The organism is Streptomyces sp. NPDC050161, from assembly GCF_044460025.1.
Taxonomy (GTDB): Bacteria; Actinomycetota; Actinomycetes; order Streptomycetales; family Streptomycetaceae; genus Streptomyces.
Genome location: NZ_JBITJM010000032.1, coordinates 1 through 24,736, shown reverse-complemented (window position 1 = coordinate 24,736; position 24,736 = coordinate 1). Strand labels below are relative to the sequence as shown.

Below are 24,736 nucleotides of genomic sequence, written 5' to 3'. Positions count from 1 at the left end.
GCCTCGTCGCGGCCCAAGGAGGCCCGGGGCGGGCTGCGCCTTACGATGGCCCGCCGGAACACACACTGTTCGACCCAGGGGGTTCATGTGCGCAACAAAGACATCGCTCAGATCGCGTTATTCGCCGCGATCATGGTCGTGCTGGGGCTGTTCCCTCTCATCGAACTGCCCCTCGTGCCCGCTCCGATCACGTCGCAGACGCTGGGCGTCGTCCTGGCCGGGTCGGTCATCGGGGCCCGCCGGGGCGGCCTGGCGATCTTGTTGTTCGTGGTCCTGGTCGTGGTCGGGCTGCCGGTGCTGCCGGGCGGTCGCGGGGGCCTCGGTGTGATCCTCGGGCCGACGGGCGGTTTCGTCCTCGCCTATCCCCTGGGGGCGTTCGTCATCGGCTGGCTGACCGAGCGCCTGTGGGACCGCTACACCTTGTGGACCGCGCTGGCCTGCAACTTCCTCGGTGGTGCGCTGGTGCTGTATGTGATCGGCATCCCGTGGATGGCCGTTGCCGGGCACCTGGCGTTCGGCAAGGCGGTCACCGGTTCGGTGGTCTTCCTTCCCGGTGACATCGCCAAGGTCGTGATCGGTTCGCTGGCCGCCGTCGCCGTGCGCCGGGCCTATCCGATGATCGAGCGTCAGGACCGGGTCCAGGACGTGCAGGCGTGATCGAGATCGAGGCGGTGAGCCAGCGGTTCGGGGACCGTCAGGTGCTGCGGGACATCAATCTGACGCTCGGTGAGGACCGTGTCGCCGTCATCGGTTCGAACGGCTCGGGCAAGAGCACCTTCGCGCGGCTGCTGAACGGTCTGCAGGTGCCCACGGCCGGGCAGGTCAGGGTGGAGGGTCTCGACACCCGGAAGAAGGGGCGGGCCGTACGCCGCCTGGTCGGTTTCGTCTTCCAGGACCCGGACATCCAGATCGTCATGCCGACCGTCGCCGAGGACCTCGCCTTCGGGCTCAAGCGGCACGGCCTGGGCAAGGAGGAGACGGACAAAAGGGTGGCTGACGCCCTGGATGCGTACGGTCTGAGCGGCTTGCGTGACCACCCGGCGCACCTGCTCAGCGGTGGCCAGAAGCAGATGCTGGCGATCGCGGCTGTCATGGTCATCGGCCCGCGCTACGTCGTGTTCGACGAGCCGACCACGATGCTGGACCTGCGCAACAAGCGCCGGGTGTCCAAGCTCATCGGTGAACTCGACCAGAAGGTCGTGGTGGTGTCGCACGACCTGGAACTGCTGGAGTCCTTCGACCGGGTACTCGTCTTCGACGAGGGCCGGGTCGTGGCCGACGGCAGGCCCGAGGACAGCATCGCCGCCTATCTCGCCATGCATCCGCCGCTGTAGCCGGGCACTGGCCGTGGGCGGCCGTCCGGCCCGGGTGCGGTGCACCGGCCGGACGGCTGTCCGGTGCGGTGCGGCGGGCGCGCGGTCAGTTCTGCGCGGCCTCGAAGGGGTCGGCGGACGTGGCGCCCATCTGACGGGCCTTCGCGACGGCGGCGGCCGAGGGCTTGTCCTTCGTGAACTCGTCGTGCCCGACCAGCGTCGATTTCCACGCGTCGGCCGTGGTGGTGCCGGAGGTGAGCAGCCACTGCGTGGTGATCTGCTCGTGGGTGCCGCCGGCGTACTGCCCGCTCCAGGTGGTGGCCGAGGGGGATGCGGGGCTCGTCGCCATGTACGAGGCGGCCGGTATGCGTTTCAGCGGCATCGCGGTCGACCCCGATCCGGTCGCGCTGCGGGGTCTCGTCGCACTCGTCGAACAGGGCAAGCTCCGTGTCCACGTGCAGGAGACGTTCCCGTTCGAGCGCGTCGCCGACGCGCACCGGCTGCTCGACGGCGGTCACCTCCAGGGCAAGCTCGTCCTCACCGTCTGACCCGTCGTGGGGCCCCGCGTGGGCGAGGCCCCGGTGAGACCCGCAGCGCTCATCGTTCTCCGCCGCGCGGTGGGCCCTGCCGGGGGTTTCCGTCCGGTCGGGCTGCGCGGTACCGGGGGGCGAATTCTTCCTCGATGAACCGTTCGATGGAGGTGGGGGTGGATGTGCGGGCGGTGCGCGGCTGTTCCGTGCGTGCGCAGCGGGAGTTAACGGCTTCGGCGACCTCGGCCATCATGTCCGCGACGTTGGCGGACACTCCTTTGCTGCGGAGTTCCGCGTGGAAGCCGGCGAGGCTGGTCTGCTGGTAGGTGAAGTCGTCTGCACGCACGGCGTTCGCGATCACGCCTGCGGCTTCCCGCATGCTCACGTCGCGTTGCCCCTGGAGTTCCAGGACCTGCGTGCCGTGCCAGGTCCCGGTGGCGAGTTCCTCCCCGGCGCGGGCCCCGACGTCGGCGGTGGTGACGAAGGGCAGGGGGATGTCGGGGTCGAAGGGGGCGCTGATGCGGTGATGGGCTCTGGCGGTGCCGATGTGGTCCAGCAGGTTTTCCATGAAGTAGCCGGCCCGCAGCCACAGCGTGTCGACTCCGGGGACGGTCGAGAGGCGCTGTTCGAAGCGGTGGAGTCCGGTGACCGGTCCGGTGCCTTGGGGGTGCCGGGCTCCCCAGCTGCTGAGCCCGACGACGCGGGTCACGCCGGAGGCGGTGACTGCCGTCGTCAGGGAGGCTGCCACCTGGTCCTGGAAGGCGCCGAAGTCGGGGTGGTCGGGGATGTAGTTGGGCTGGATCACCGCGTAGATGCCCTCCGCGCCACGGAAGGCTTCCGTCAGTGCGGCCGGGTCGGCCGGGTCGGCTTCCCGCACGTCGGCGCCTTGTGCGGCAAGGCCGGTGAGCCGCTGGGCCGACCGGCCGACGGCGCGGACGCGGTGTCCGGCTGCGAGCAGGTGCATGGCGGCGGCACGTCCGGTGCGGCCGCCGGCACCGGTGATGACGAACATCGGCGTATCTCTCTTTCCTTGGTGTTCTGTACTGGTGCCGGAAGCCAGCCGCCCGCACGTGGTGCCTGACGTCGCTCCCGGGGCGGGCAGGGGAATCGGGGCCGTGGCTCGGCTGGGCCCGGGCCTTTGGGCAGGTGTTCGGCACGCTAGCCACGCGGCGGACCGGGCGGGTAGGAGCGGTGCACCCACCCCGGGAACCGGCCGTGCCCGTCGGCGCCGGCCGGGCCTCTTGGCTGCGGAGGGGGCGGCCCGTTTCGTTCCGGCGGGGTGGTGCGGTCACCGGCGGGCCGGCGGTTTGGGGCGGCATCGGTGCGCTGCGCGTCCTGGTCTCCGCGGCGTTGTGCGGAGGGCTGAGCGGCGGTGGTGACGCACGGCCGCTCAGCCCGCCTCCGGTGAACGCCTCGTCCTTACACTGGTGGCATGACGGTTTCGAGGGGGCACAGCAGCGGCGGACCACTGGCGGCTTTCCTGCGTGCCCGACGGAATCGGGTGCAGCCTGAACATCACCGGCTGGCTCCGGGGGCACAGCGCCAGGTGCCCGGACTGCGGCGGGACGAAGTGGCGTTCCTGGCCGGGATCAGCACCGACTACTACGTGCGCCTGGAACAGGGGAGGGAGCGCCGGCCGTCCCGCGCGGTGGTGAAGGGCCTGTGCCAGGCGTTGCTGCTGGACGACGTGGCAGCGCGTTACCTGCGCGAACTGTCCGGTGCCGGGGCTGCCGTCGGCGGGGAGGTGCGCTGCATGGACACGGATCGTCTGGATGCCGTGCGCCGGCTGCTCGGCTCCATGGCGGTGCCTGCCCTGCTGGTGAACCGGTGGCTCGACATCGTGGACAGCAACACACCCGGCGCTCTTCTGCACGAAGGGCTGGTCCCCCGGGACAATTACGCCCGCCTGGTCTTCCTCGCTCCCGGAGCGCAGGCGTTCTTCACCGAGTGGCCCGAACTCGCCCGCTGCGTGGTGGCGGCCCTGCGCGCGCAGGCCGGCTCCTCCGGAGCGAGGCCGGCCCGTCTGGCGCAGCTGGTGAAGGAACTGGCCGCGCACAGCGATGTCTTCAGAGCCGCCTGGGGCGGGCACCACCTCTACGAGAAGACGATCGACCGCAAACTGTTCCGGCATCCAAGGGCCGGATCGCTCGCACTCGACCAGCACGTCCTGGAACTGCCGGGAAGCGAAGGCCACAGGATCTGGGCCTTCCATCCAGCGGACGACGCGACCTCGGACGCCCTGCTCCGCCTGGCGTCCCCGGCGCTGCCGTCCGGCGGTCGTGGCCCCGTGTGAACGCCGTCTGGCGTTCCAACTCGTCCTGGTATCAGGGGTTTTGACGCTGAAGGGGTGTGCTGTGTTCATCGCGTCGGGGCCGGGTGGGACGGGTGCCGCCGGGCCGGGCTCCTCGCTCGCGCCGGGCGCGGCGGTGCCGGCTCCGCACACTTTTTGACTGCCTGTTCCATAACGGGTACGTTCCCTGTCATGGCGAGGCCGAGGAAGTTCGAAGAGGACCGCGTGGTGGCTGCCGCGATGGAGGTGTTCTGGGACCGGGGTTACCGGGAGACCTCGGCCGAAGACCTCTGCGCGGGTACCGGTCTGGGCCGGGGCAGTCTCTACAACACCTTCGGCAGCAAGCACGAGCTGTTCCTGCGTGCCCTGCGGGCGTACTACGAGACGGGCACCGCCGTGCAGCAGGAGTTCCTGGAGGGGCCGGGGCCCGTGAAGGGCCGGTTGCGTGCGCTCATGATGTGGGCGGTCGACGAGGACCTGACCGGGCACCGGCGCCGTGGCTGCTTCGCCATCAACTCCGCCATGGAGATGGCGGCTTCGGACAGCGAGGTGAAGGCGGTCGTGCGGCGGCACTTCGCCCGCGTCGAGGACATGCTGGAGGCCGTGATCGCCGAAGGGCAGCGCTCCGGTGAACTCGGCACGGCGCGGTCGCCGCGCAGCGCGGCGCGCCATCTGATGAGTGCGTACTACGGTCTGCGTGTCCTGAGCAGGGCGTATGAGGACCGGCAGGTGCTGGTGGACATCGCGGAAGGGGCGCTGTCCGCTCTCTGAGGCGTCCGGGCCGGATGCCGGCGCGGCGGCGACATGGCGTCGCGCTTTTTCGGGCCCAGTTTTTTAACGACCATTCCATTACTTGCGTTCTTCGTTCTTCCGCACGTTCCGTTCCTGACACCACAGAAGGGGAGGCTGATCTCCCATGCCTTTCGCCGTCTTCGTCCTCGGGCTCGGGGTGTTCTGCCTGAACACCACCGAAGTCATGGTCGCCGGGCTGCTCCCGGCGCTCTCCCAGGACCTCGATGTCTCCATCACGGCCGCGGGCAACCTGGTCACCGTCTTCGCGCTCGGCATGGTCATCGGCGGGCCGCTGCTCACCGTGGCCCTGATGCGCACCCCGCCCAAGAGTGCCCTGACCGGCCTGATGGTGCTCTTCCTCGCCGGGCAGACCCTCGGCGCGCTCGCCACCACCTACGGGGTGATGGTCCTCGCCCGGATCGTCACGGCGCTCGCCACGGCGGCCTTCTTCGGCATCGCCGCGTCCGCCGGAGCCGGTCTCGTCGGCCCCGACCGCGCCGGGCGCGCCCTGTCCGTGATCTTCGGCGGGTTCATGATCGCCAACGTGGCCGGGCTGCCGCTCGCCACCCTCGTCGACCAGCACCTGGGCTGGCGGGCCAGCTTCTGGGCCGTGGACGCCCTCGTCGCCCTGTGCCTGGTGCTCGTCATCGCCCTGGTGCGGCACATGCCCGCCCCCCAGGGCGTCAGCCTGCGCTCCGAACTCGCCGTGTTCCGCAGCGGCAGGCTCTGGACGGCGTACGGGACCAACGCCCTGCTCATCGGCGCGGTGTTCGCCGCCTTCGCCTACCTCTCCCCCATCCTCACCGAGCTGGGCGGCTTCTCCCCGGGCACCGTCCCCCTGCTCTTCGTCCTGTACGGCGTGGGCACCGTCATCGGCAACATCATCAGCGGACGGCTCGCCGACTCCCACACCATGGGGGTCCTGTGGGGCGGCGGCGCCCTTTTGACCGTGCTGCTCGCGGTCTACGGCCTCACGGCCGGAAACCAGGCGGCCTCGCTCGTCCTGCTCTTCCTGCTCGGCCTGGTCGGGCTGCCGCTGAACCCGGCCATGGCCGCCCGCGTGATGCGGCATGCCAACAGCGGCTCGCTGGTCAACACCATGAACACCGCGACGATCTGCACCGGCGTCACCGTGGGCACCTCCCTCGCCGGCTGGGGCGTCGACGCCGGCGGCTACCGCGCTCCCCTGTGGACCGGCGCCCTCCTCGCGCTCGGCGCCCTCCTCGCCCTGCTGCTCGCCGCCGTCACCGGCCGCCGCCGGACGGCCGGAGCCGCCGGAGCCGCCGGACCGGTGCGGGACGCCGCCGCACAGCGGGAGAAAGCCACTGCCTGCCTCTGACGCACGGGGCGGCTGCCGCGGTGGCGCCGTGGGGCGCCGGGTGCGGCAGCCGTGCCCGGACTGTGCGGCTCAGTCCGGTGTGTGACGGAGGGTCTGGGGCCCGGTGCTCTTTTCCGTGCCCGGAGCGCCAGCACGACCGGAGCCGGCTCGCCGGCCTCTGCGAACCTCTCGCATGCCAGGCCCGCGTCGAGGAACGCGTGCAGCAGCTCCGGCAGCGGACGGTGGGTGGCGCCGACCTTGTCACGCACCCCCTTATCCGTCCAGGACGCCTTCGTCCAGTGACCGTCGAGGTAGCCGGGACGGATCACCACCGCGCGGGGATCGCGGCGGTCGGCGAAGCCGCCGCAGAAGCAGGGGTGGACACCGACGTGCACGAACACCCCGCCAGGACGCAGCACCCGGGCCGCCTCCCGCAGCACCGCCGGGTATGCGGGCACGTCGGTGTGGACCATCATGGCGATGACAGCGGGAACGCAGCGTCCCGGAAGGGCAGTTGCCCGGCATCGTCCAGGGCGAGGGGCAGGCGGCCCCGGGCGTGCCGCAGCATCCCTGCGGACAGGTCCACGCCGACGGGGGTCCACCCCAGTTCCCTGACACCGGCGGCGTGAACGCCGGTGCCGCAGCCGATCTCCAGACAGGTGCCGCTGCCTTCACCGAGGAGGTCGCGCAGGACGCGGCCGAGGCTGAGGGGGTTGCCGTCCGCTTCCGCCGCCTCCGCCTCCGCCTCCGGCTCCGCGGCCTTTGACCGCTGCCCGCCGAGGAACTCCTGCTCGTACCAGTCTGCGCTCTCGTCGTATGCCGCTCCCGGCGCCACGGGCTGCTCCTCGCTGCGAAGCACCGGCTCTCGGTGCCTGCTGCCGAGCCTTCCCCGTGAGGGCCGCGGCGCCCACGGGTTCACGGTCGGGGAAGATGCTGCTGGAGTTGGTGCCGCCGTTGCCGCCGGTGAGGGTGAGGGTGAGGGTGTCGTCGTGCGGGCCGGCGGGTGCGGTGTCACCCGTACTTGTGCCGTTTCCGTCGATCCGGTGGTTTTGTGCGGGAGGGCGTGACCTGACGGCCGTGCCCGCGCAGCATGAGCGGTCCAGCTCTGTCTGCCGGAGGAGCGCGCTGTCCGAAGCCGTCTGCGGGGCATGCTGTCCGGGCTCCGCAGGCCCGGCTCTGCGAGATCAGCCGCATCACAGGCGCGGAGCGGCGGGACGGGCCGCTTCCCGGTCCGGCGGGGCGTGTGTGGCGAGAGGGCGGGTGAGGGTGCGGATGAACAGGCGGGCGAGGGCGGCGCGGGTCGTGGGACGGGTGCTGGCGGTGGGTCTGGTGGGGCTGTCGCCGCTGCTGTGGGCGGGGGTGGCGCACGCGGCGCTGCCGCCGGGCTGCACGGGGGCGGCGACGGCCGGGCCTGACGTGATCACCTGCAGTGACGGGGTTGCGGCGGGGCAGGTGATCGACAGTCTGGGCGGCGACGACCGGATCACCGTGCACGGGAAGGTGGCCGGCCAGATCGACGCCGGCGGCGGCGACGACACCGTCACGGTCACCGGCAGGTCCGCGGACGTGGTGGTGGAGAGGGACGGGGTGTCGGGAGCCGTGCGCGGTGGTGCGGGTGATGACACCCTCACCGTCACCGGCGGCGCCGGCACGGGCACCGTCAACATCTCAGGAGGCCAGGCTGTGGCCGAGGGCGGCCTGGTCCACGGCGGCGACGGCGACGACACCCTCACGCTGGCCGGCGGGAGCGGCAGCCCGGACGTCGGAGCCGCGACTGCGGCCGGGGACGGCGTCTGGGGAGAGGTCCGGGGCGGGGCAGGGGCGGACGGCGTCACCGTCCGCGGCGGCAACGGCGGCCCCGGCGCGGACGGCGGGGACGGCGTGGTCGGCGCGGACGGTGTCTTCACCGGCGCGGTGCACGGCGGGGATCCAGGTCTGGACACCCCGCTGGACGCCGGGGACGGGGCGGACACCATCGAGGTCTTCGGCGGCGACGGCGGCGTCGGGGCCAGCGGTGGCGAAACCGGCAGCAGCGGCAGCAGCGGCAGCGCCGTGGCCGGGATGGTGTCCGGCGGCGCACGCGGGGACACCATCACCGCCACCGGCGGCAACGGCGCCGCCAACTCCGGCATCGGCAACGCGGGATTCGCAGGATCCGCGGTCGCGCCTGCGGGTGTCGTGGCGGGCGGGGATCCGGTGCCGGGACTGCTGGACTTCGAGGCGGGCGACACCCTCACCCTCACCGGCGGCAACGGCGGCACCAACGCCAGCAGCATCTTCCCCGACCGGCCCGGCGGCATCGCACTGGCGGGAACGGTGCGCGGGGACGGGGGCGACGACCGCCTCTTTGTCACCGGCGGCAACGGCTCCTCCTCAAGTGAGGCCGGACCAGCGGCTGTCGGCTTCTCCGACATCCCGTCCGACATCCCGGACACGGTGGAAGGCGGTGCGGGCGCCGACAGGATCGCCCTCAGCCTGGGAGAGGGCACGACCGACAACGTCTACGCGGTGCAGGGGGCCGGCATCCGGGGCGGTGGGCAGATGCTCGACGGCGACGACACCGTCACCGTCGGGACCGCAGGCCAACCCGACCGCGGCACGTCCCTGAACGCCCGTTTCGCGGGCGACGCCGGCGACGACACCCTCACCCTCCACGGCAGGGCAGTCATGGTCGGCGTCGACGGCGGCGACGGCGACGACACCTGCGGCAGGGCAAGCAGCGGCGCCGACTTCGGCGACTGCGAAACCGTCACCGACTAGGACCGCCGCACCGGGCGCACCGGGTGCGCCGGGTGCCGTGCCGCCGGGGCCCATGCCGGTGCCGGTGGCGTCCGCCGGCCCGTCCGTGGTGGCCGGAGCCGACCTGACCTGGCCGAGCCGGGCCGGGCCGGACCGTCCGGTGAGCCGGTGCGTCCGCACAGCTCAGCCCGGGTCTTCTTCCCGCCGCGCGTTCCGTGCGGTGCGGGAAGAAGACCCGGGCCTGGGGCTACGGGGGCCAGGGGGTGCTCAAAGGGCCTGTCCGGCTCCGGTGCCCTGGGTTTCCTCCTGTGCCTGGCGCGTGTCCGCCTTCTCGGGCCGGGGGCTCGCGCCGGCGAGGGGGCGGCGCCTGTCGGTCGACCAGACGATCAGTGCGCAGGCCGCGAATCCGGCGCCGAGGATGCTGGAGCCCACCCAGCCGTGGCTGGTGAAGAGGGCGGTGGTTGCGGCGGCGCCGAGGGCGGAGCCGAGTGAGTAGAAGACCATGTAGCTGCCGATGACGCTGCTGAGGCGTTCGGGGAAGGCGGAGGTGAGCACGTGCTGGTTGCTCACGTGCACGGCCTGGACCGCGAAGTCGAGCACCACGATTCCGACGATGAGGAACCACAGGGTCCACGGCAGCTGCGCGATCCCCGCCCACGAGAGGATGAGCAGGACGAGTGCGATGCCGCTGACCAGCCTCGCCCGTCCCGCGTCCGCCCAGCGTCCGGCGCGTGCCGCGCCGAGTGCGCCGGCGAGCCCGACGATGCCGAACAGTCCGATCTGGCTCTCGTTCAGGTGCCAGGGCGAGCCCGCCAGCGGCAGGGACAAGCCGCTCCACAGGGTTCCGAACGAGGCGAACAGGAAGAACGCGATGAGCCCGCGCGTCAGGAAGGTGCGCTGCCCGAAGAGGTAGCCGATGGAGGCGACGGCCTGCCGGTATCCCGAAGGCTGGCTGGTGCGCTCCTCCGATGGCAGTCCGACCAGGACGAGGGCCGCGAGGCCGATGGACAGGACCGCGAGCACGATGTAGATGCTCCGCCAGCCCCACACCTCGGCGAGCGAGCCGGTCACGACGCGTGCGCCGAGGATGCCGACCACGACGCCCGAGGTCACGACGCCGATGTTCCGTCCGCGTTCGGCCGGTGGCGAGACCGACGCGGCGTAGGCCACGGTGGTCTGCACCACGACCGCGAACACCCCGGCCGCCGCGAGGCCCACGAACGCCATCCATGCGGCGGACGCCGCGGCCGTCAGGATCATGCCCACCGCGGTGACCGCCAGGTGCACGGCGATGAGCCGGCGCCTGTCGGCGACCACGTCGCCGAGCGGGACCAGCAGCAGCAGTCCTGCGAGATAGCCGAACTGGCCGGTCGAGACGATCCATCCGCTGAGTTGTGCCGGTAAGCCGAGGTCGCGCCCCATCACCTCCAGAACCGGCTGAGCGGCATAGATACTCGCCACCGCGACACCGCACACCACCGCGAGCAGCAACCGCCGCCACACGTTCATCGAACTCCCCAATCAGTAGCAGATTGCAACCGCTTTGACGTTACGGCATGATGGTTTCAATCCGCAACTCAACTGGGAGGTGTCATGCCGCGCACCACCATGCGCGCCCCGAACCCCGACTGGACCGACCCCGACTGCCCCGTCGCCCGCACCCTCGACCTCGTCGGCGACAGGTGGAGCCTGCTCGTCATCCGCGACGCGATGGACGGGACGCGCTCGTTCACCGAGTTCCAGCGCCGCACCGGCATCGCCCGCAACATCCTCACCGACCGGCTGCGCAAGCTCACCGCCCACGGGCTCCTCGCCCAGCGCACCGCACCCTCGGGCCGCCGCCAGGAATACGTGCTCACCGACGCCGGCCGCGACCTCTTCCCCGTCGTCCTCACCCTGCGGCAGTGGGGAGAACGCCATGCCTTCGCCCCCGGCGAGATGCACTCCACCCTGGTCGACGAGCACGGCACCCCCGTACCGGACATCGCCCCGACCGGCGCCGACGGCACCCCCCTCGGCGCCGACACCACCCACGTGCACAGGACCCGGTAGACCTCAGCAGGACCCGGCGCCGTGGCGGCGGGTCTGCGCAGCGGGACGGTGCGGGCCGTCCGAGGGAGGAGCGGGGGGCTCTCGCCGCCGGCCCCGGTGTGTGCACAGGGCGGGCGGCGGACGCCGCCGGGCGCGCGGACGCCGCCGGGCCGGCCGGGCTCCCGGCGCCCGGCTCCCGGTGTGCTGACGGCTCAGGGCGACGCGGGGCGTGCCCGGCGGGCTGCCGTGGCGTCGCGGCAGCCCGCCGGACCGGCCCTCCCCGGACCGGCCCTCCCCGGGCACGCCCGGCGGGTCAGTGCGTGCGGCCCAGTTCGGCGCGCAGCAGGTCCAGGCCCATCGGTCCCAGGTCCAGGGCGTGGTGGTGGAACTTCTTGAGGTCGAATGCGGCGCCGTCGCGGCGGCGGGCCTCGTCCCGTGCCTGGAGCCAGACCTTCTCGCCCAGTTTGTAGGCGATGGCCTGCCCGGGGCGTCCCAGGTACCGGTCGATCTCGAAGTCGACGAACCCCGGCGGGCCCAGCCCGCAGTGCCCGGTGAGGAATTCGCGGGCCAGCAGCGGCGTCCACCGCTCCCCCTCGTGGAACCCGGTGCCCGCAGGGATCGGGAGCTGCAGGTGCAGCCCGATGTCCAGCACGATGCGCGCGGCGCGCATCTGCTGCCCGCCGGCCAGCATCCCCAGCCGGTGTGCCGGGTCGGCGAGGTAGCCCAGTTCGTCCATCAGCCGCTCGGCGTACAGGCCCCACCCTTCGACGTGTCCGGGGTGCAGTTCGGACGACAGCCGCTGGAACCGGTTGAGGGTGGTGGTGTTGAGGGTCGTCACGCCCAGCTGGAGGTGATGGCCCGGGACGCCTTCGTGGAACATCGTGCTCGGCACCGTCCACGTGGAGATCGGCGCGTCGGGGTCGGTCAGCGGCCACCAGACCGTCCCGGGGCGGGAGAGGTCCTCGCTGGGCGCCAGGTAGTAGGCGGGCCCGTTGGCGGCGGGGGCGATGCGGCAGTCGATGCGCCGCAGCGGTGCGGGGATCGCGAAGTGCGTCCCGTCGAGGTCGGCGATGGCGCTGTCGGCGAGTTCCTGGATCCAGTCGCGGAACGCCGCCGCCCCCTTCGCCTGGTGGCGCGGGTCGCTGTCGAGCGCGGCCAGTACCGCGGGCACCGGCTCGCCGGGCGCGATCTGCGCCGCCGCGGCGGCCATGTCCCGCTGCACGCGGGCCAGTTCGTCCCAGCCCCACGCGTAGGTCTGCGCCAGGTCCAGGTGGGTGCCGAGGAACTCCCGCACGCCCAGCTGGTAGCGGTCCCCTCCCAGCGCGTCCAACTGGGGTGCGTGCGGGGCCAGTTCCTGGGACAGGTAGGCCGCGAACCCGGTCAGGGCCTGGTTGGCCGCCGCGGCGGCCTCCTCCAGGGCGGCCCGCAGGGCGCCGTCGCCGTGCCCGGCGGGCAGCCCCGCCAGGTACTGCCGCATGTCCCGGCAGTCCTGGGCGTTGCGGATCACCTGGCGGCGCGGCGCGATGCGGCCGGCGCGGCGGGCGGCCTGGAGGCTTTCGCGCAGTCCTGCCAGCGTTGCGGCCACGGCCCGCAGCCGCGCCAGCAGTGCCTCCCATGCGGTGTCGGCGCCCTGGTCCAGCAGTCCCAGCGTCTGCCGTATCCGCTGGACGGGCCCGTCGAGGGTGTCCAGCAGCGTGGCGTAGGCGCCGGCGTCGGCCAGGGCCACCTCGGTGGCCAGGCGCTCGCGCAGCACGGCCGCCGCGATCCGCTCCGCGTCGCCGGTGACCGGTGCGGCCTCGAGTGCTTTGAGCGTGCGGCGTGCCAGTTCGGTGCGTGCCTGCGCCGCCTGCGGGCCGAAGTCGGTCAGCCGCTGCTCCTGCCCGGCGATGCCGATCATCGAGGCCAGGCAGGGGTCGAGGACGGCCATCTCGTCCATGTAGCGGTCGGCGAGTGCGTTCAGGGCGCTCATCAGCGGCTCACGGACGGGAGGCGGGTGGCGAGCTGGGACTCGGTGAGGCGTTTGCCGTACAGGCCGATGACCAGGCCGATGACCATCAGTGCTCCGGCGACCAGTTTGAGCGGGGGCAGCGCCTCGTTGAAGATCACTACCGAGCCCAGTACGCCGAAGACGGGGACGAGCAGGGAGAGCGGGGCGACGGTGGAGACCGGGTATTCGCGCAGCAGCCAGTTCCACACGGCGTAGCCCAGCACGGTGTTCGGGTAGGCCTGGAAGAGGAGGGAGGCGATGGCCGCCCAGCCGATCTGGTGGGGCAGTTCGACGAAGCCCCTGGTGCCGTTGACGGCGAGGTCCAGCAGGAACAGCGGGAGGGGGGAGAACAGGCTCGACCACACCAGGAACGCCAGCATTTCCTTGGGTGCGGCCTTCTTGAGGATGACGTTGGCGACGCTCCACGCGATGGCGCCGAACAGCACCAGGGCGACGCCGGCGATCGTGACGGTGCCGTCGGTGACGAAGGTGATCGAGACCAGGCCGGCCAGGGCGACCGCGATGCCCAGGTACTGGAAGCGCGACAGCGACTCGCGGAAGACCACGGCCCCGAGCACGATCGTCAAGAACGCGCTGAACTGCAGCACCAGCGACGCGATCCCCGACGACACCCCGGCCTTGATGCCCAGGTTCACCACGCCCCACAGGCCGACGCCGAAGACCAGCCCGTAGCCGATGGTGTACCGCCACGGCACCTGGGGCCGCTTGAGGAAGAACACCGCGGGCAGTGCGCTGAGCGCGAACCTGATCCCGGCCAGGATGAGCGGGTCGACGCTTTCGAGCCCGATCTTGATGACCGAGAAGTTGAGGCCCCAGATCGCGGTGACGAGCACCGCGAGCAGGATGTGCTGTTTCTTCATGCAGAGACCTGTTCCGGAGATGGAGATATGGAGGCGGCCGGGCGGGTGCGGACCGAGAGGGAGCCGAACAGGCCGGTGATCCAGTCCCGGGTGTCCTCGGGGGTGTCGCAGGCGACGATCCCGGCGAGGACCGTCTCCCCGGCCTGGTAGGTGATGTGGTCGGGCAGCGGTGCGCCGGGGGGCAGTTCGTTCCAGGTGACCACGCGGGGGCCGGCGCGGAATGCCGCGGCGCCCTCCAGGGCCTGGAACTCCTGCCCGGCCAGGTGGTGGCCGGGGTGGACGAACCAGCCGTAGCGGCGCCGGTCGGCGGGCGGGGCGGGCAGTGTCCCGGCGACGGGCTCGCCCAGCAGGATGCGCAGTTCGTAGGAGGGCAGGTGGACGCCGGTGGCCAGCTCCACGGTGGCCACCACGTCGGCTCCCCCGACCCGGTTGCCGACCTCCAGGAAGACCAACTCCCCTTCGTGGACGATCGCTTCGAGGTGGAAGCTGCCGTCCTCGATGCGGACGGCGGCCAGGGCGCGTGAGACCCAGGCGCGTGTCCGGTCGTCCAGGGCGATCTGGAAGGAGCCCATCGGCGAGCCCTGCGCGTACTGCAGGCAGGTGCCCACGTACTCGCTCGCGCTCAGGAGAAGGACCTCGCCCCTTTGCACCAGGCCGTCGTAGTGCCGGATCGGGCCGGAGACGAACTCCTCGGCCTCGAAGTCGTCCAGGCCGCGGCCGGCGTCGAGGCCGGCGACGCCGGTGCGGCGTGTGGTGAGCGCGGCGGCGGCCTGCTGCGGGGTGCCGAAGACGAGCACGTCCTCGCTGGAGGCGCCGCGGTGCGGCTTGAGGACGGTCGGGCCGTGCCAGGGGACCTGGCCGCCCTGTGCGAGGAAGCGGGGCAGCGGCAGGAAGCGCGGCACCCGCAGGCCGGCGTCCTGGACCGCCTGCTTCATCAGGACCTTGTCGCGGGCGAGCGCGACCTGGTCCACCGGTGCGCCCGCCACGCCCAGGTGCTTGCGCAGCCGGGCGGCGTCGAGCAGTTCGTACTCCGAGACCGAGATGACCCGGTCGAAGTGGCGGGGCTGCTGTGCCAGCCAGTCCAGGGCCTCGTCGAAGGCCGGGCGGGTGCCGGGCCGGCTGACCCTCTCGCAGCGCAGGTCGGGCGGCAGGGTGGCTAACGCCCGGTCGGTTCCGAAGTACGTGACCTCGTGCCGGTCGTGGGACATCCCGCGATGGTATTCGATCTTGAAGTAGGGCACACGGTGCAGGACGAGGATCTTCATCGGGCCTTCCTGAGGGGTGCGGGGAGGGCGAGGGCCCGGTCCAGGGCGTGTGACCAGGCGTCGCGCAGCGCGTGGACGACGGTGCGGATGTCGGCGCGGTCGCCGCGCAGGACGATGCAGCCCTGGGCGGCGAAGTCCGCGTTGTCGCGGGCGACGGCGTGCAGGTCGCGGCGCTCGGGCGAGAGCCAGGAGAACTCCGTGACGGTCAGCTCGCCCTCGGCCAGGCCGAAGCGTTCGGCGGTGGCGTGCACGGCGTCGGCGAACGGGTCCGTGCCGGGTGCGACGTCGCGGGGGCAGAAGGAGCGGTCGCTGCCGACGCCGAGCATCACCGTCGCCGCCGAGCAGCCGGGCACCAGCCGTCCCGCGTCGGCGGCCGTGCCGAAGGCCGCGTCCACCCAGCGGTGGTGCAGGTCGATGCCGTAGACCCAGCGGGCCAGTGACCAGATCTTCATCCCGCCCGGCCGCCGGTTGGGCTCCACGACCCCGGCGCGCAGTCCGTCGTCGCTGAGCTTGATCTCGTTGTGGAACGGCCCGTCGCACTGGCCGACCAGCCAGTTCGCCTGCCGCCCCGCGCGCTCCAGCGTGGCGCGTTCGTGCTCGTCGACGCCGGCGGGCAGCACCTGTGCGATCTCGACGGGGTACCGGCCGCGTGCGCTGATCTTCTCGGTGAGGAACGCCAGCGGGCCCAGCCCGTCGAAGGAGTACTCGCGCCGGTAGGGGATGAGTTCCTCGCAGATGACGCCGCCCTCCAGGTAGGGCAGGACCTCGGCGAACGCCGCGGTGAGGTCGTCGCCGTGGCGGACGACGACGACGCCCCGGTTGTTGCCCTCCGCCGCGGGTTTGACGACGAAGCCCTCGCGGTGGTCGCGGGCGAAGTCCCGCAGCTGGTCGAGCGAGGCGATCTCGGCGAAGGCCGGCACCATGATCCGCTGTGCGGCCAGCAGGTCGGCGACGCGTGCCTCGCCCAGGCGGTGGCGGTACTTGGAGAACGCGCCCTCGGCCAGCTGCGGTGAGTCGACCGGGACGCCCAGGCGCTCCAGCAGGGCGGCGCCGCTGCGTACGGCGTTGTCGGAGAAGACGATGCCCGCCCGGATCTGCCCGCGCCGGTCGCCGAGCAGTTTCTCGCCCATCTCGGCGAAGTCGTCGCGCAGCGGGTCGAGGTCGATGACCTCGTCGGCCATGGCGTGGTCGGCGTCGGTGGGGTCGGCGCGGATGAGGATCACCGTCGCGCCGTGGCGTGCGCGGGCGTGGTCGCGCAGGTGGCGGACCTCGTCGATCCGGCTGAGGTTGTAGTCGACGATGAGGAGTATCGGCCTGGTCATCCGTGCTCCGTCTCGTACTCGATCTCGATCGCGTGCTCGGATGCGGGCAGCAGGCCGGCGAGGACCCTCTCGCGGCCGGCGAGGTCCATGTGCCACAGGACCTGGCCCAAGAACACCTCGCGTGAGGAGGACTCCACCACGTCGCCGGGCCCCAGGATGACGTGGGAGAGGGCCGGCTTGAGCGGGAGGTCGTCGTTGAGTGCCGTCCGGCGGATGGTGCCGGGGTCGGCGAAGAAGACGCGGAAGAACGTCGCCTCGGGGCTGGGGGTGGTGCCGTCCGCCGCGAACGACAGGTCCTTCAGTCTCTGGCGGAATGCGCCGGGCCGGCCGGCGGTGAGCTGGGAGTCCAGCCACAGGTCGAGCAGGCCGGTGCCGCCGGTCAGGGCGGCCACGCTGGGCGAGATCAGGCTGCCGCCGACGCGCGGGTTGATCTCGATCAGGTCCCAGCCGTCGGGGGTGTGGCGTGCCTCGATGTGGAAGCAGCCCCAGTGCAGGCCGAGGGTTTCCAGTGCGTTCGCCACCCAGCGCAGGCCGGCGGCAGTCTCTTGCCGGGACAGGCTGGTGGGCGGGCTGACGCAGGCGTTCTCCAGGACGGTGCCCGCCGTCTCGGTCACCTCGCACTTCTCGTGCACGGCGACCACGTGCGGCGTGCCGTCGGCGACGATGACCTCGAAGCTGAACTCCTGCCCGGGGACGTAGTCCTCGATGAGGAACTCCATCCCGAAACCCGCGTTCTGGGCTGTGGGCTGGGCTGTGTTCCGGGCTGCGCCGTGGTCTGCGTTCCGGGCTGTGTTCCGGGCTGCGCCCGTGTCCGGCCGTGCGGCGTTGCCCGCGGCTGCGGCCGTGTCCGCGGCCGTGCCGGAGTGCGGGCCCGCGGGGCCGGCGGGGCCGGTGGGGTCCGGGTCGGTGGTGAAGGCGCTGGCGTAGACCGTGTCGGAGCGGGCCTCGGCGGCGATGCGTTCCAGGTCGGCCCAGGTCGTGTGGGGGGTGAGCGGGAACGCGCCGAACGAGGCGATGCCGCTGACCGGCTTGATGAAGTACCGCCCGCCCTCGCGCCGGCAGGCGGCGAGCGTTGCGGGGGTGAGGGCTGAGGCCCGGCCCCGGCTGAGGCCGGCGTCGGCCAGACGGTTGCGCAGGGTCAGCTTGTCGCGCAGTTCAAGGACCTGCTTCTCCTCCAGGTCCGGCACTCCCAGGCGGGCGTTGGCCAGCGCCATCAGGTGCCGGTAGCCCTCCCAGACGGTCAGGCAGCCCAGCACCTGCGTGCCGGCGGTCTTGAGATGGCCGAGGTAGTCCTCGACGTCGTGCGGGCCCAGCACGTGCCCGGCACTGACCCGGACGTCGTCGGCGAGGTCCGCCAGCGCGCCGGGCCTGGACTGCTGGTGCTGCGGCTCGGGCAGCGAGCTGAGCACGTAGACGTTCAGCCCCCGCGCCCTGACCACGGCGGCGAGGTCCTCCATGAACGAGAACCCGACATGGCTGAGCAGCAGCACTCCCCTGGCGTTTTCCATGCTCATCCGGCCTCCTCACCGGCGGGCGGGGGCGCGGCGGTTCGCGCCGCGCCCCCGCTGTCAGGACAGGACTCAGGCCGGCTGCTTCTCGGCCTTGGCGATGGTGTCCAGGTAGAGCTCCTCGAAGTACTGCGCCAGGATCGACTGGTGCTCGCGGAGGTAGCGCTTGAACGCGGCGACGTCGTCGTCGCTCTGGAGCAGGTGGCGCACGGCCGCCCAGACCTCGCCGGGGTGGTCGTCGTTGATGTCGGTGTGCGAGTGGTTGATCTGGCCGCCGATGTTGCTCTCGCCGACCGAGCCCTTGAGCGCCTCCAGCTTCTTGGGCTCCAGCTTCACGTTCACGTACTCCACCAGGTAGGAGTACGCGACGACGCCGAGCGGGCCCTCGTGGTCCAGGAGGTAGGAGAAGTACCCGGTCAGCAGCTTCGTCGACAGGTAGGGCTCGGTGGCCAGGAACTGCTCACGCGTCACCCCCACCTTCGCCAGGTCGGTGATGAACAGCTCGTCGTGGAGCATTTCCTCCTGCTCGTAGTTGGCCCAGACCTGCGCCGCCTCCGGGCTGCGCTTGGCGATCTCCACCAGCGCCTTGGCCTCGGAGACCCGCAGCAGCCGGATGCGCCAGGCGGTCTCGATCAGGTTGCGCTTGTAGTACTCGGAGTCGACGTCCTTGCCCTCGAGGTGTGCGGCCTCGGGGACGTTGGCGTACCACTCCAGGACCTGCTGGTCGAGGACCTCGTCGATCTCGGCGCGCAGCTTGGCCGAGGCAGAGGCGTTGAGGAACGGAGTGCGGTCCCCGTAGCCGGCGTTGGTCACGCGGTTCGGCATGGTGTCACCTTTCTCGTGTTTCTCGTGTGGTGTGATTTGTGCGGGTTTTTCATGGGTGCTCGGCGTTCGGTGCGAGCGTGGCTCGGACGTCCGGGCGAGCGGGTCAGATGTCGTCGGCGACGCGGACGGTCGCGTCGCCCCGCAGCCGGCACTGGCAGGCCAGGCGGTGGCCTCCGCCGGTCCGGCCGAGGTCTTCGAGGAAGTCGAGTTCGTCGTCGTCGGGCTCGCCGAGGGCCTCGAAGCCCTCCAGCACCTCGACGACGCACGCGCCGCACGAGCCGGAACGGCATCCGAACGGGATGAGCCGCTGCGTGCTCTCGTACTCGACTTCGGTGAGGGGGGAATCCGCGGGCAGCAGGATCTCGGCTCCCGCCGGGAGGATGACCAGCTTCTTGAAGGTCATGACAGCGGGGCGGTGTCGGGGTCGGTGGAGTGCGCCGGCGCGAGGCGGGAGCCGGGACGCAGTTCGAGGGCGGCGTGGTTGGCGGCGGTCGCCGCCTCGCCGAAGCCCACCGAGATGAGCGGGACGCGGCCGGGGTAGGTACAGATGTCGCCGACGGCGTAGACCCGCGGCAGGTTCGTGCGCATCGCCCGGTCGACCGTGATCTGGCGGTTTTCCACCCCAAGGCCCCAGTCGGCGAGCGGGCCGAGGCTGGTGATGAAACCCAGCGCCGCGACCAGCGCCTGCGCGGGCAGCACCAGCTCCTCCCCGCCGCTGGACACGCGGACCGCCTCCAGGCGGCCGGCGCCCGTGCAGGCCGTCACCTGCGCCTCGGTCAGCACGCGGATACCGGCCGCGTACATCTGCTTGACGCTGTGCTCGTGGGCGCGGAAGGCCGCGCGCCGGTGGACGACGGTCACCGACCGGGCCAGCGGGGCAAGGGCCAGGGCCCAGTCGACGGCGCTGTCGCCGCCGCCGACGATCACCACGTCACGGCCCTGGTGCTCCTCCAGGCGCGGCACGTGGTAGGCCACGCCCCGCCCCTCGTAGGGCCGCAGGCCGGGCAGGGTACGCGGGACGGAGCGGCCCAGCCCGGCAGCGATCACAACGGCCCGGGCACGCACCCGCCCGCCGTCCTCCAGGGCGACCGTCCAGCCCGCCCCCCGGCCCCGGCCCCGGCCCCGGCCCTGGCCCTGGCCCTGGTCCTGGTCGGGGGTCAGGGAGGCCGCCGTCCTGCCGAGCAGGTAGCGCGGATGGAACGGCGCGGCCTGGGCGACCTGCTGGTCGATCAGCTCCCGGCCCCGCACGCCCGCATGGCCGGCGACGTCATAGATTTTCTTTTCCGGATAGAGGGCCGCTATCTGGCCGCCCGGCTGGGGAAGTGCGTCGACTATTGCGCTGGAAAGCCCCCGGAATCCCGCACAGTAAGCGGCGTACAGGCCGGCCGGCCCCGCACCGACGACGGCCACGTCCACGCTCGTCTCCGCGCCGACTACGGTCGTCTCCACTTGAGCCCCCCTTGATTCATTCTGAACTCCAGGCCCTTTGACGTTCGGTCGAATTCCATGTCCGGTCGAACAGTTCACTGCCTCGCTCCCGCAGCCGTCCGGCCGGTTATCACGAGGAGTCTTTTCGGGGTCCATGCCCGGCCGGAGGAAATATACCGCCGAGTGCGATTTCATCATTCAGCGTTCTGATCATGCCGTCAAGAAAAGGATCCGGAACTCCGCCCGTCCATATACATGGACGGAATTACGAGCCCCATTCCGGAACGAGGCGGACCAGGACGGGGCCTTACCGGCGCCGGCAGGTCCTTGCCATCGCAGGCAGGCCAATGCCGGCACAGGCGGATTCTTGTCGGCACAGGCGGGCCATTGCCGGCGCTGACGGGGCCTTGCCGTCGCCGACGGGGCCTTGCCGTCGCCGACGGGTCTCGTCGGCGCTGACGGATCCTTACCGTTGCCGGAAGGTCCTTGCCGTTGCCGACAGGTCCTCGCCGCCGCTGACGGATCCTCACCGTTACCGGAGGGGCCCTGCCATCGCCGACGGGTCTCGTCAGCACAGGTGGGGCCTTGCCGTTACCGGAAGGTCCTTGCCGCGCCGACAGGCCCTCGCCGTCGGCGGAAGTCCCTTGCCATTGCTGACGATCCTTGCCCGTCGCCGGAGCGCCCTTGCCGCCGCCGACAGGTCCTCGCCGTCGCCGGAGGGTCCTCACCGTCGCTGACGGATTCTCGTCATAGCCGGAGGATCCTTCCCTCGCCGGAGCGCCCTTGCCGTTGCCGACGGGTCCTCACAGTCGCTGACAGATCCTTGCCGTTACCGGAAGATCCTTGCCACCGCCGACAGGTCCTCGCCGGCGGAGGTGCCTTGCCGTCGCTGACCGGTCCTTGTCGTTACCGGAGGGGCCTTGCCGTCGCCGACGGGTCCTCGTCGTCGCCGACGGGTCCTCGTCGTCGCCGACGGGTCCTCGTCGTCGCCGACGGGTCCTCGTCGTCGCCGACGGATTCTCGTCATAGCCGGAGGATCCTTCCCTCGCCGACGGGTCTCGTCAGCGCAGGTGGGGCCTTGCCGTTACCAGAAGGTCCTTGCCATCGCCGACAGGTCCTCACCGTCGCTGACGGATCCTTGCCGTTACCGGAAGGGTCTTGCCATCGCCGACGGGTCTCGTCGGCGCAGGTGGGTCCTTGCCGTCGCCGACAGATCCTCGTCGCTGACGGGTTCTTGTCGTTGCCGAAGCGCCCTTGCCATCGCCGACAGGCCCTCGCCGTCGGGGGAAGTCCCTTGCCATTGCTGACGGGTCCTTGCCCGTCGCCGGAGCGCCCTTGCCGTTGCCGGCGGATCCTCGTCATCGCCGGAGGATCCTTCCCTCGCCGGAGCGCCCTTGCCGTCGCCGGAGGTCCCTTGCCACCGCTGAGGGGTTCTTGTCGTTACCGAAGCGCCCTTGCCGGTGCCGACGGGTCCTCACCGTCGCTGACAGATCCTTGTCGTTACCGGAAGGTCCTTGCCCGTCGCCGACGGGTCCTCGCCGGCGGAGGTGCCTTGCCATTGCTGACGGGTCCTCGCCCGTCGCCGGAGGATCCTTGCCTCGCCGGAGCGCCCTTGTCGTCGTCGGCGGGTCCTTGCCGTTACCGGGGGCTGGCGGTCGCCGGCGGTGTATCCCGGCCCCGGCGGTGCGCTGGACGTCGTCCCGCTCCGGCGCGTCTATCCCTCGACCGCGTCGCCGACGGCCTGGTCCAGGGCGCTGGCGAAGCGCTGCCACTCCCGGGCGTAGGAGTTGGCCACATCCGCGACGGCGACCGCGCAGTGCAGCGGCACCGCGGCCATCAGCTGCCGGCCCGCCTCCAGATCCGGCGCGCGCTCGTTGAGCCAGCGCAGCAGTGCGCGCCCGGACTCGGTGAACCGGAGCGAGGGGTCCTTGGCCAGGGTCTCGATGCGCTGCGCCCGGCTGCACTCCCGGCCCTGGCTGTCCGCGGGCGCCGCGGTGCCCTCCGGCCGGCTCCAGTCCCGGCCCTCGCGGGCGACCCGCAGGCGCGGCGGCGCGGGGGCCTGCGTGTCGCGCCGCATCCGCTGCCGGATCTCGCACGCGGTGCTGACCGACACCCCCGCGCTGGCGGCGATCTCGTGGAGCGTGGCGCCGGGATGCTCGGCCAGGAAAGCGCGTGCCGCCTCCCGGCGCCGCGCCGCATCGAGCGGGCGGGAGCGGCCGTCCGCCCCGACCCGGACCTTCGACTGAGGAACTTCCTCAGTCGAAGAACGGCGCACCGCACTGACGGTCTTGGGGGACAGCTCCGTGATCCGCGCGACGGCGCGGTCCGACAGGTCCGGGTGCGAGGCCAGGATCCGCCCGGCCGCGGCCTTCCTGTCCTTGAGCGTCAGCGGCAGGCCATGGGTGACATTGGCCGCCACCGAGTGAAGGAAAACCTCACTGACCGGCCCGTCCAGATACCGGACCGGAATCACCCGCTCCCCCCTCAGGCGGGCGGCCTGGAGGCGGTGCATCCCGTCGACCACACGCTGGGTGTCCCGGTGCACCAGGATCGGCGCGATATCCCGCTGGGCGAGCACCTCGACATGCTCCCGGCTCAGCCCGCCCAGACGCGGCGAATCCGCAGCCACCAGGGAAGCGACCGGCACCAGATGGACCTCGGCGCACCCGCCCCCCACCGACGCCCCGATGTCCAGAGCGGTTGTCTCTAATAAGTATGCCAACGCCCCCACCACTCCCCCTCTTGTCATATGACAGATAGATAGGAAATAGTTAACGATCGAAGTTAACGATCAATGATCGTGATCCGTCAAGCCCACCCGGGCCCCTTCACCACCACCCCGGAGCACCAGCCGGCGGTTTCCCCGCCGCCCGCCCCGCCATTGAGCATCCGGACCCGGTTCACACGATCCCGGCAACCGTCCGGATCCAGCCGCCCGCCACGGCGATCCGCACCCCGCACACACTCCTGACTTCCCGGACAGTTCCCGCACAAGACGCTGCCGGTTCAGCCCGCGGACACGCCGCCGAATCTTCACGAACACGCAACATTTCACGTCCGGGGTTTCGGATAACGCCCTTGACAGGCGGAATGGGATCCTTCGATAGTGAACCCCGGAAAAAGCGGCTTCGACACACCACACCTGTCTTCATCCGGCGATACGCAGTCACTGCGTAACCCTTCATAGAGGAGTAATCGTGCCTCTTTCACGTCGCAAAATCCTGGCCGGCTCCGGCATCGCGGCTTCCTCACTGGCCTTAGGGTCCGTAGGAAACATCGCCACCGCCGCACAGAAGGCCGCACCCCAGCCCTTCATACCGCACGACTGGAAGTCCGTCCGCGCCCAGTTCCTGCTCGACCCCGACCTCGCACACCTGTCGAACTTCTTCTTCGCCTCGAACCCGGCCCCCGTCCGCGAGGCCATCGCCAAATACCGCAAGGGCTTCGACGAAAACCCGTACAACTTCCTCGACGACAACATGTTCGAACGCGACGAGGACATGAAGTGGCGCGACGTCTGCGCCGCCGCCGCCGAATACGTCGGCGGACAGCCCGACGAAATCGCCCTCACCAGCAGCACCACGATGGGACTCGCCCTCATCTACAACGGCCTGCGCCTCACAGCAGGCCAGGAAATCCTCACCACCACCCACGAATTCTACCCGCACCACGAATCCATGCGCCTGGCCGCCGACAAATGGGGCGCCAGCGTACGCAAAATACCCCTCTACGAATCCTCACTGAACTTCTCCCCCGACACAGCCATCGCCCGGATACGCGCCGCCATACGCCCCCACACCCGCGTCGTCGGCGTCACCTGGGTCCACTCCAACACCGGCGTACGCCTCCCCATAGCCCGCATCGCCGACACCATCGCCGACCTCAACCGCCACCGCACCGAAAAAAACCGCATCCTCCTCGTCGTCGACGGAGTCCACGGCTTCGGCGTCATCGACGAAGACGTCGCCACCATGGGCTGCGACTTCTTCTCCGCCGGCACCCACAAATGGATCCTCGGCCCCCACGGCACCGGAATCATCTGGGCAAAACCCGAAAACTGGGCACTCCTCCAACCCACCATCCCCAGCATCATGGCCAAAGAACCCGAAGACGCCTGGCGAGAAGAACGACCCCCCACCGGCCCCACCCAAGCCTCATGGATCAGCCCCGGCGGCTTCTTCGCCTACGAACACCAATGGGCCACCATCGAAGCATTCCACTTCCACCAACAAATCGGACGCACACGCATCCACAACCGCATCCTCGAACTCAACGGCCAACTCAAAGAAGGCCTCGCCCGCATGAAACACATCACCCTCCACACCCCCCTCAACCCCCACCACTCCGCCGGCTTCGTCTGCTTCGACGTCCACGGCCACACCCCCAAAACCGTCGTCCAAACCCTCCGCAACCACCACGTCATCGCCAGCACCACCCCCTACCACACCCCCCACACACGCTTCTCCGCCGGAATCATCAACACCCCCCACGACATCAACAAAGCACT

Annotated in this window: 20 protein-coding genes and 2 pseudogenes; 9 read left to right on the top strand and 13 right to left on the bottom strand. The window is 71.1% G+C overall.

Translation table 11 applies throughout. The features are described from left to right. Nucleotides 1–87 precede the first annotated feature (87 nt). Together ACIBK8_RS33225 and ACIBK8_RS33220 are read left to right on the top strand one after the other, a co-directional pair. Nucleotides 88–657, top strand: a complete 570-nt coding sequence (locus ACIBK8_RS33225) for a biotin transporter BioY (protein ID WP_399046124.1) — start codon at nucleotides 88–90, stop codon at nucleotides 655–657. Further along, nucleotides 654–1,334, top strand: a complete 681-nt coding sequence (locus tag ACIBK8_RS33220; RefSeq protein ID WP_399046122.1) for an energy-coupling factor ABC transporter ATP-binding protein — start codon at nucleotides 654–656, stop codon at nucleotides 1,332–1,334. The genes ACIBK8_RS33225 and ACIBK8_RS33220 overlap by 4 nt, the downstream gene beginning before the upstream one ends. 85 nt (nucleotides 1,335–1,419) lie before the next feature. Here ACIBK8_RS33220 and ACIBK8_RS33215 read toward each other — a convergent pair. Further along, nucleotides 1,420–1,734 (bottom strand): annotated as a pseudogene (locus tag ACIBK8_RS33215) (avidin/streptavidin family protein); the annotation flags it as partial. On the opposite strand from ACIBK8_RS33215, the pseudogene ACIBK8_RS33210 reads away from it, so the two are divergent. Continuing rightward, nucleotides 1,631–1,861, top strand: a pseudogene (locus tag ACIBK8_RS33210) (zinc-binding dehydrogenase); the annotation flags it as partial. The pseudogenes ACIBK8_RS33215 and ACIBK8_RS33210 overlap by 104 nt on opposite strands. Before the next feature lie 49 nt (nucleotides 1,862–1,910). On the opposite strand, the gene ACIBK8_RS33205 reads toward ACIBK8_RS33210, so the two are convergent. Continuing rightward, complete coding sequence (locus tag ACIBK8_RS33205) at nucleotides 1,911–2,855, bottom strand: NAD(P)H-binding protein (RefSeq protein WP_399046120.1); 945 nt, start codon at nucleotides 2,853–2,855, stop codon at nucleotides 1,911–1,913. 420 nt (nucleotides 2,856–3,275) lie between these two features. Here ACIBK8_RS33205 and ACIBK8_RS33200 point away from each other — a divergent pair, with 420 nt between their 5' ends. The 3 genes from ACIBK8_RS33200 (at nucleotide 3,276) to ACIBK8_RS33190 (ending at nucleotide 6,264) form a co-directional block, all read left to right on the top strand. Then, nucleotides 3,276–4,136 carry a helix-turn-helix domain-containing protein gene (locus ACIBK8_RS33200; RefSeq protein WP_399046118.1) on the top strand — a complete coding sequence of 287 codons (861 nt, stop codon included), beginning with the start codon at nucleotides 3,276–3,278 and terminating at the stop codon, nucleotides 4,134–4,136. 189 nt (nucleotides 4,137–4,325) lie between these two features. Beyond that, nucleotides 4,326–4,904 carry a TetR/AcrR family transcriptional regulator gene (locus tag ACIBK8_RS33195; RefSeq protein WP_399046116.1) on the top strand — a complete coding sequence of 193 codons (579 nt, stop codon included), beginning with the start codon at nucleotides 4,326–4,328 and terminating at the stop codon, nucleotides 4,902–4,904. Between the two features lie 145 nt (nucleotides 4,905–5,049). Next, complete coding sequence (locus tag ACIBK8_RS33190) at nucleotides 5,050–6,264, top strand: MFS transporter (protein ID WP_399046114.1); 1,215 nt, start codon at nucleotides 5,050–5,052, stop codon at nucleotides 6,262–6,264. 451 nt (nucleotides 6,265–6,715) lie between these two features. Here ACIBK8_RS33190 and ACIBK8_RS33185 read toward each other — a convergent pair whose 3' ends face one another. Continuing rightward, entirely contained in the window at nucleotides 6,716–7,078 is a 363-nt protein-coding gene (locus ACIBK8_RS33185; RefSeq protein ID WP_399046112.1) for a class I SAM-dependent methyltransferase, read from the bottom strand. A 437-nt stretch (nucleotides 7,079–7,515) separates the two neighbouring features. On the opposite strand from ACIBK8_RS33185, the gene ACIBK8_RS33180 reads away from it, so the two are divergent. Further along, nucleotides 7,516–9,003 (top strand): hypothetical protein, encoded by a 1,488-nt coding sequence (locus ACIBK8_RS33180; RefSeq protein WP_399046111.1) that lies wholly within the window; start codon nucleotides 7,516–7,518, stop codon nucleotides 9,001–9,003. 246 nt (nucleotides 9,004–9,249) lie between these two features. On the opposite strand, the gene ACIBK8_RS33175 is transcribed toward ACIBK8_RS33180, so the two are convergent. After that, entirely contained in the window at nucleotides 9,250–10,491 is a 1,242-nt protein-coding gene (locus tag ACIBK8_RS33175) for an MFS transporter (protein WP_399046109.1), read from the bottom strand. An 84-nt stretch (nucleotides 10,492–10,575) separates the two neighbouring features. Here ACIBK8_RS33175 and ACIBK8_RS33170 point away from each other — a divergent pair, with 84 nt between their 5' ends. Next, nucleotides 10,576–11,034 (top strand): winged helix-turn-helix transcriptional regulator, encoded by a 459-nt coding sequence (locus ACIBK8_RS33170; RefSeq protein ID WP_399046107.1) that lies wholly within the window; start codon nucleotides 10,576–10,578, stop codon nucleotides 11,032–11,034. Nucleotides 11,035–11,326: 292 nt separating this feature from the next. Here the strand turns inward: ACIBK8_RS33170 and ACIBK8_RS33165 are convergent, their stop codons facing one another. The 9 genes from ACIBK8_RS33165 to ACIBK8_RS33125 form a co-directional block, all read right to left on the bottom strand. Continuing rightward, nucleotides 11,327–12,982, bottom strand: a complete 1,656-nt coding sequence (locus tag ACIBK8_RS33165; RefSeq protein WP_399046106.1) for a DUF885 domain-containing protein — start codon at nucleotides 12,980–12,982, stop codon at nucleotides 11,327–11,329. Further along, nucleotides 12,982–13,881 carry an EamA family transporter gene (locus ACIBK8_RS33160; protein ID WP_399046104.1) on the bottom strand — a complete coding sequence of 300 codons (900 nt, stop codon included), beginning with the start codon at nucleotides 13,879–13,881 and terminating at the stop codon, nucleotides 12,982–12,984. The genes ACIBK8_RS33165 and ACIBK8_RS33160 overlap by 1 nt, the downstream gene beginning before the upstream one ends. Beyond that, a complete protein-coding gene (locus ACIBK8_RS33155) occupies nucleotides 13,878–15,146 on the bottom strand; it encodes an acetyl-CoA carboxylase biotin carboxylase subunit family protein (RefSeq protein WP_399046102.1) in 1,269 nt (422 codons plus the stop codon). Before ACIBK8_RS33155 ends, ACIBK8_RS33160 begins: the two co-directional genes overlap by 4 nt. After that, complete coding sequence (locus tag ACIBK8_RS33150) at nucleotides 15,143–16,468, bottom strand: acetyl-CoA carboxylase biotin carboxylase subunit family protein (protein WP_399046101.1); 1,326 nt, start codon at nucleotides 16,466–16,468, stop codon at nucleotides 15,143–15,145. Before ACIBK8_RS33150 ends, ACIBK8_RS33155 begins: the two co-directional genes overlap by 4 nt. Continuing rightward, nucleotides 16,465–17,982: an acetyl-CoA carboxylase biotin carboxylase subunit family protein gene (locus ACIBK8_RS33145; RefSeq protein WP_399046100.1), complete on the bottom strand. Its 1,518-nt coding sequence runs from the start codon at nucleotides 17,980–17,982 to the stop codon at nucleotides 16,465–16,467. Before ACIBK8_RS33145 ends, ACIBK8_RS33150 begins: the two co-directional genes overlap by 4 nt. Before the next feature lie 66 nt (nucleotides 17,983–18,048). After that, entirely contained in the window at nucleotides 18,049–18,801 is a 753-nt protein-coding gene (locus tag ACIBK8_RS33140) for a hypothetical protein (protein ID WP_399046099.1), read from the bottom strand. A gap of 103 nt (nucleotides 18,802–18,904) precedes the next feature. Further along, nucleotides 18,905–19,204, bottom strand: coding sequence for a 2Fe-2S iron-sulfur cluster-binding protein (locus ACIBK8_RS33135; protein WP_399046098.1), 300 nt, complete (start codon nucleotides 19,202–19,204; stop codon nucleotides 18,905–18,907). Beyond that, on the bottom strand, nucleotides 19,201–20,250 hold the full coding sequence (locus ACIBK8_RS33130; protein ID WP_399046097.1) for an NAD(P)/FAD-dependent oxidoreductase: 1,050 nt from the start codon (nucleotides 20,248–20,250) through the stop codon (nucleotides 19,201–19,203). Before ACIBK8_RS33130 ends, ACIBK8_RS33135 begins: the two co-directional genes overlap by 4 nt. Before the next feature lie 1,693 nt (nucleotides 20,251–21,943). Further along, nucleotides 21,944–22,876 carry a ParB/RepB/Spo0J family partition protein gene (locus ACIBK8_RS33125; RefSeq protein WP_399046095.1) on the bottom strand — a complete coding sequence of 311 codons (933 nt, stop codon included), beginning with the start codon at nucleotides 22,874–22,876 and terminating at the stop codon, nucleotides 21,944–21,946. Nucleotides 22,877–23,426: 550 nt separating this feature from the next. Here ACIBK8_RS33125 and ACIBK8_RS33120 point away from each other — a divergent pair. Beyond that, nucleotides 23,427–24,736, top strand: a 1,310-nt coding sequence (locus ACIBK8_RS33120) for an aminotransferase class V-fold PLP-dependent enzyme (RefSeq protein ID WP_399046094.1), incomplete at its 3' end; no start/stop codon positions are given.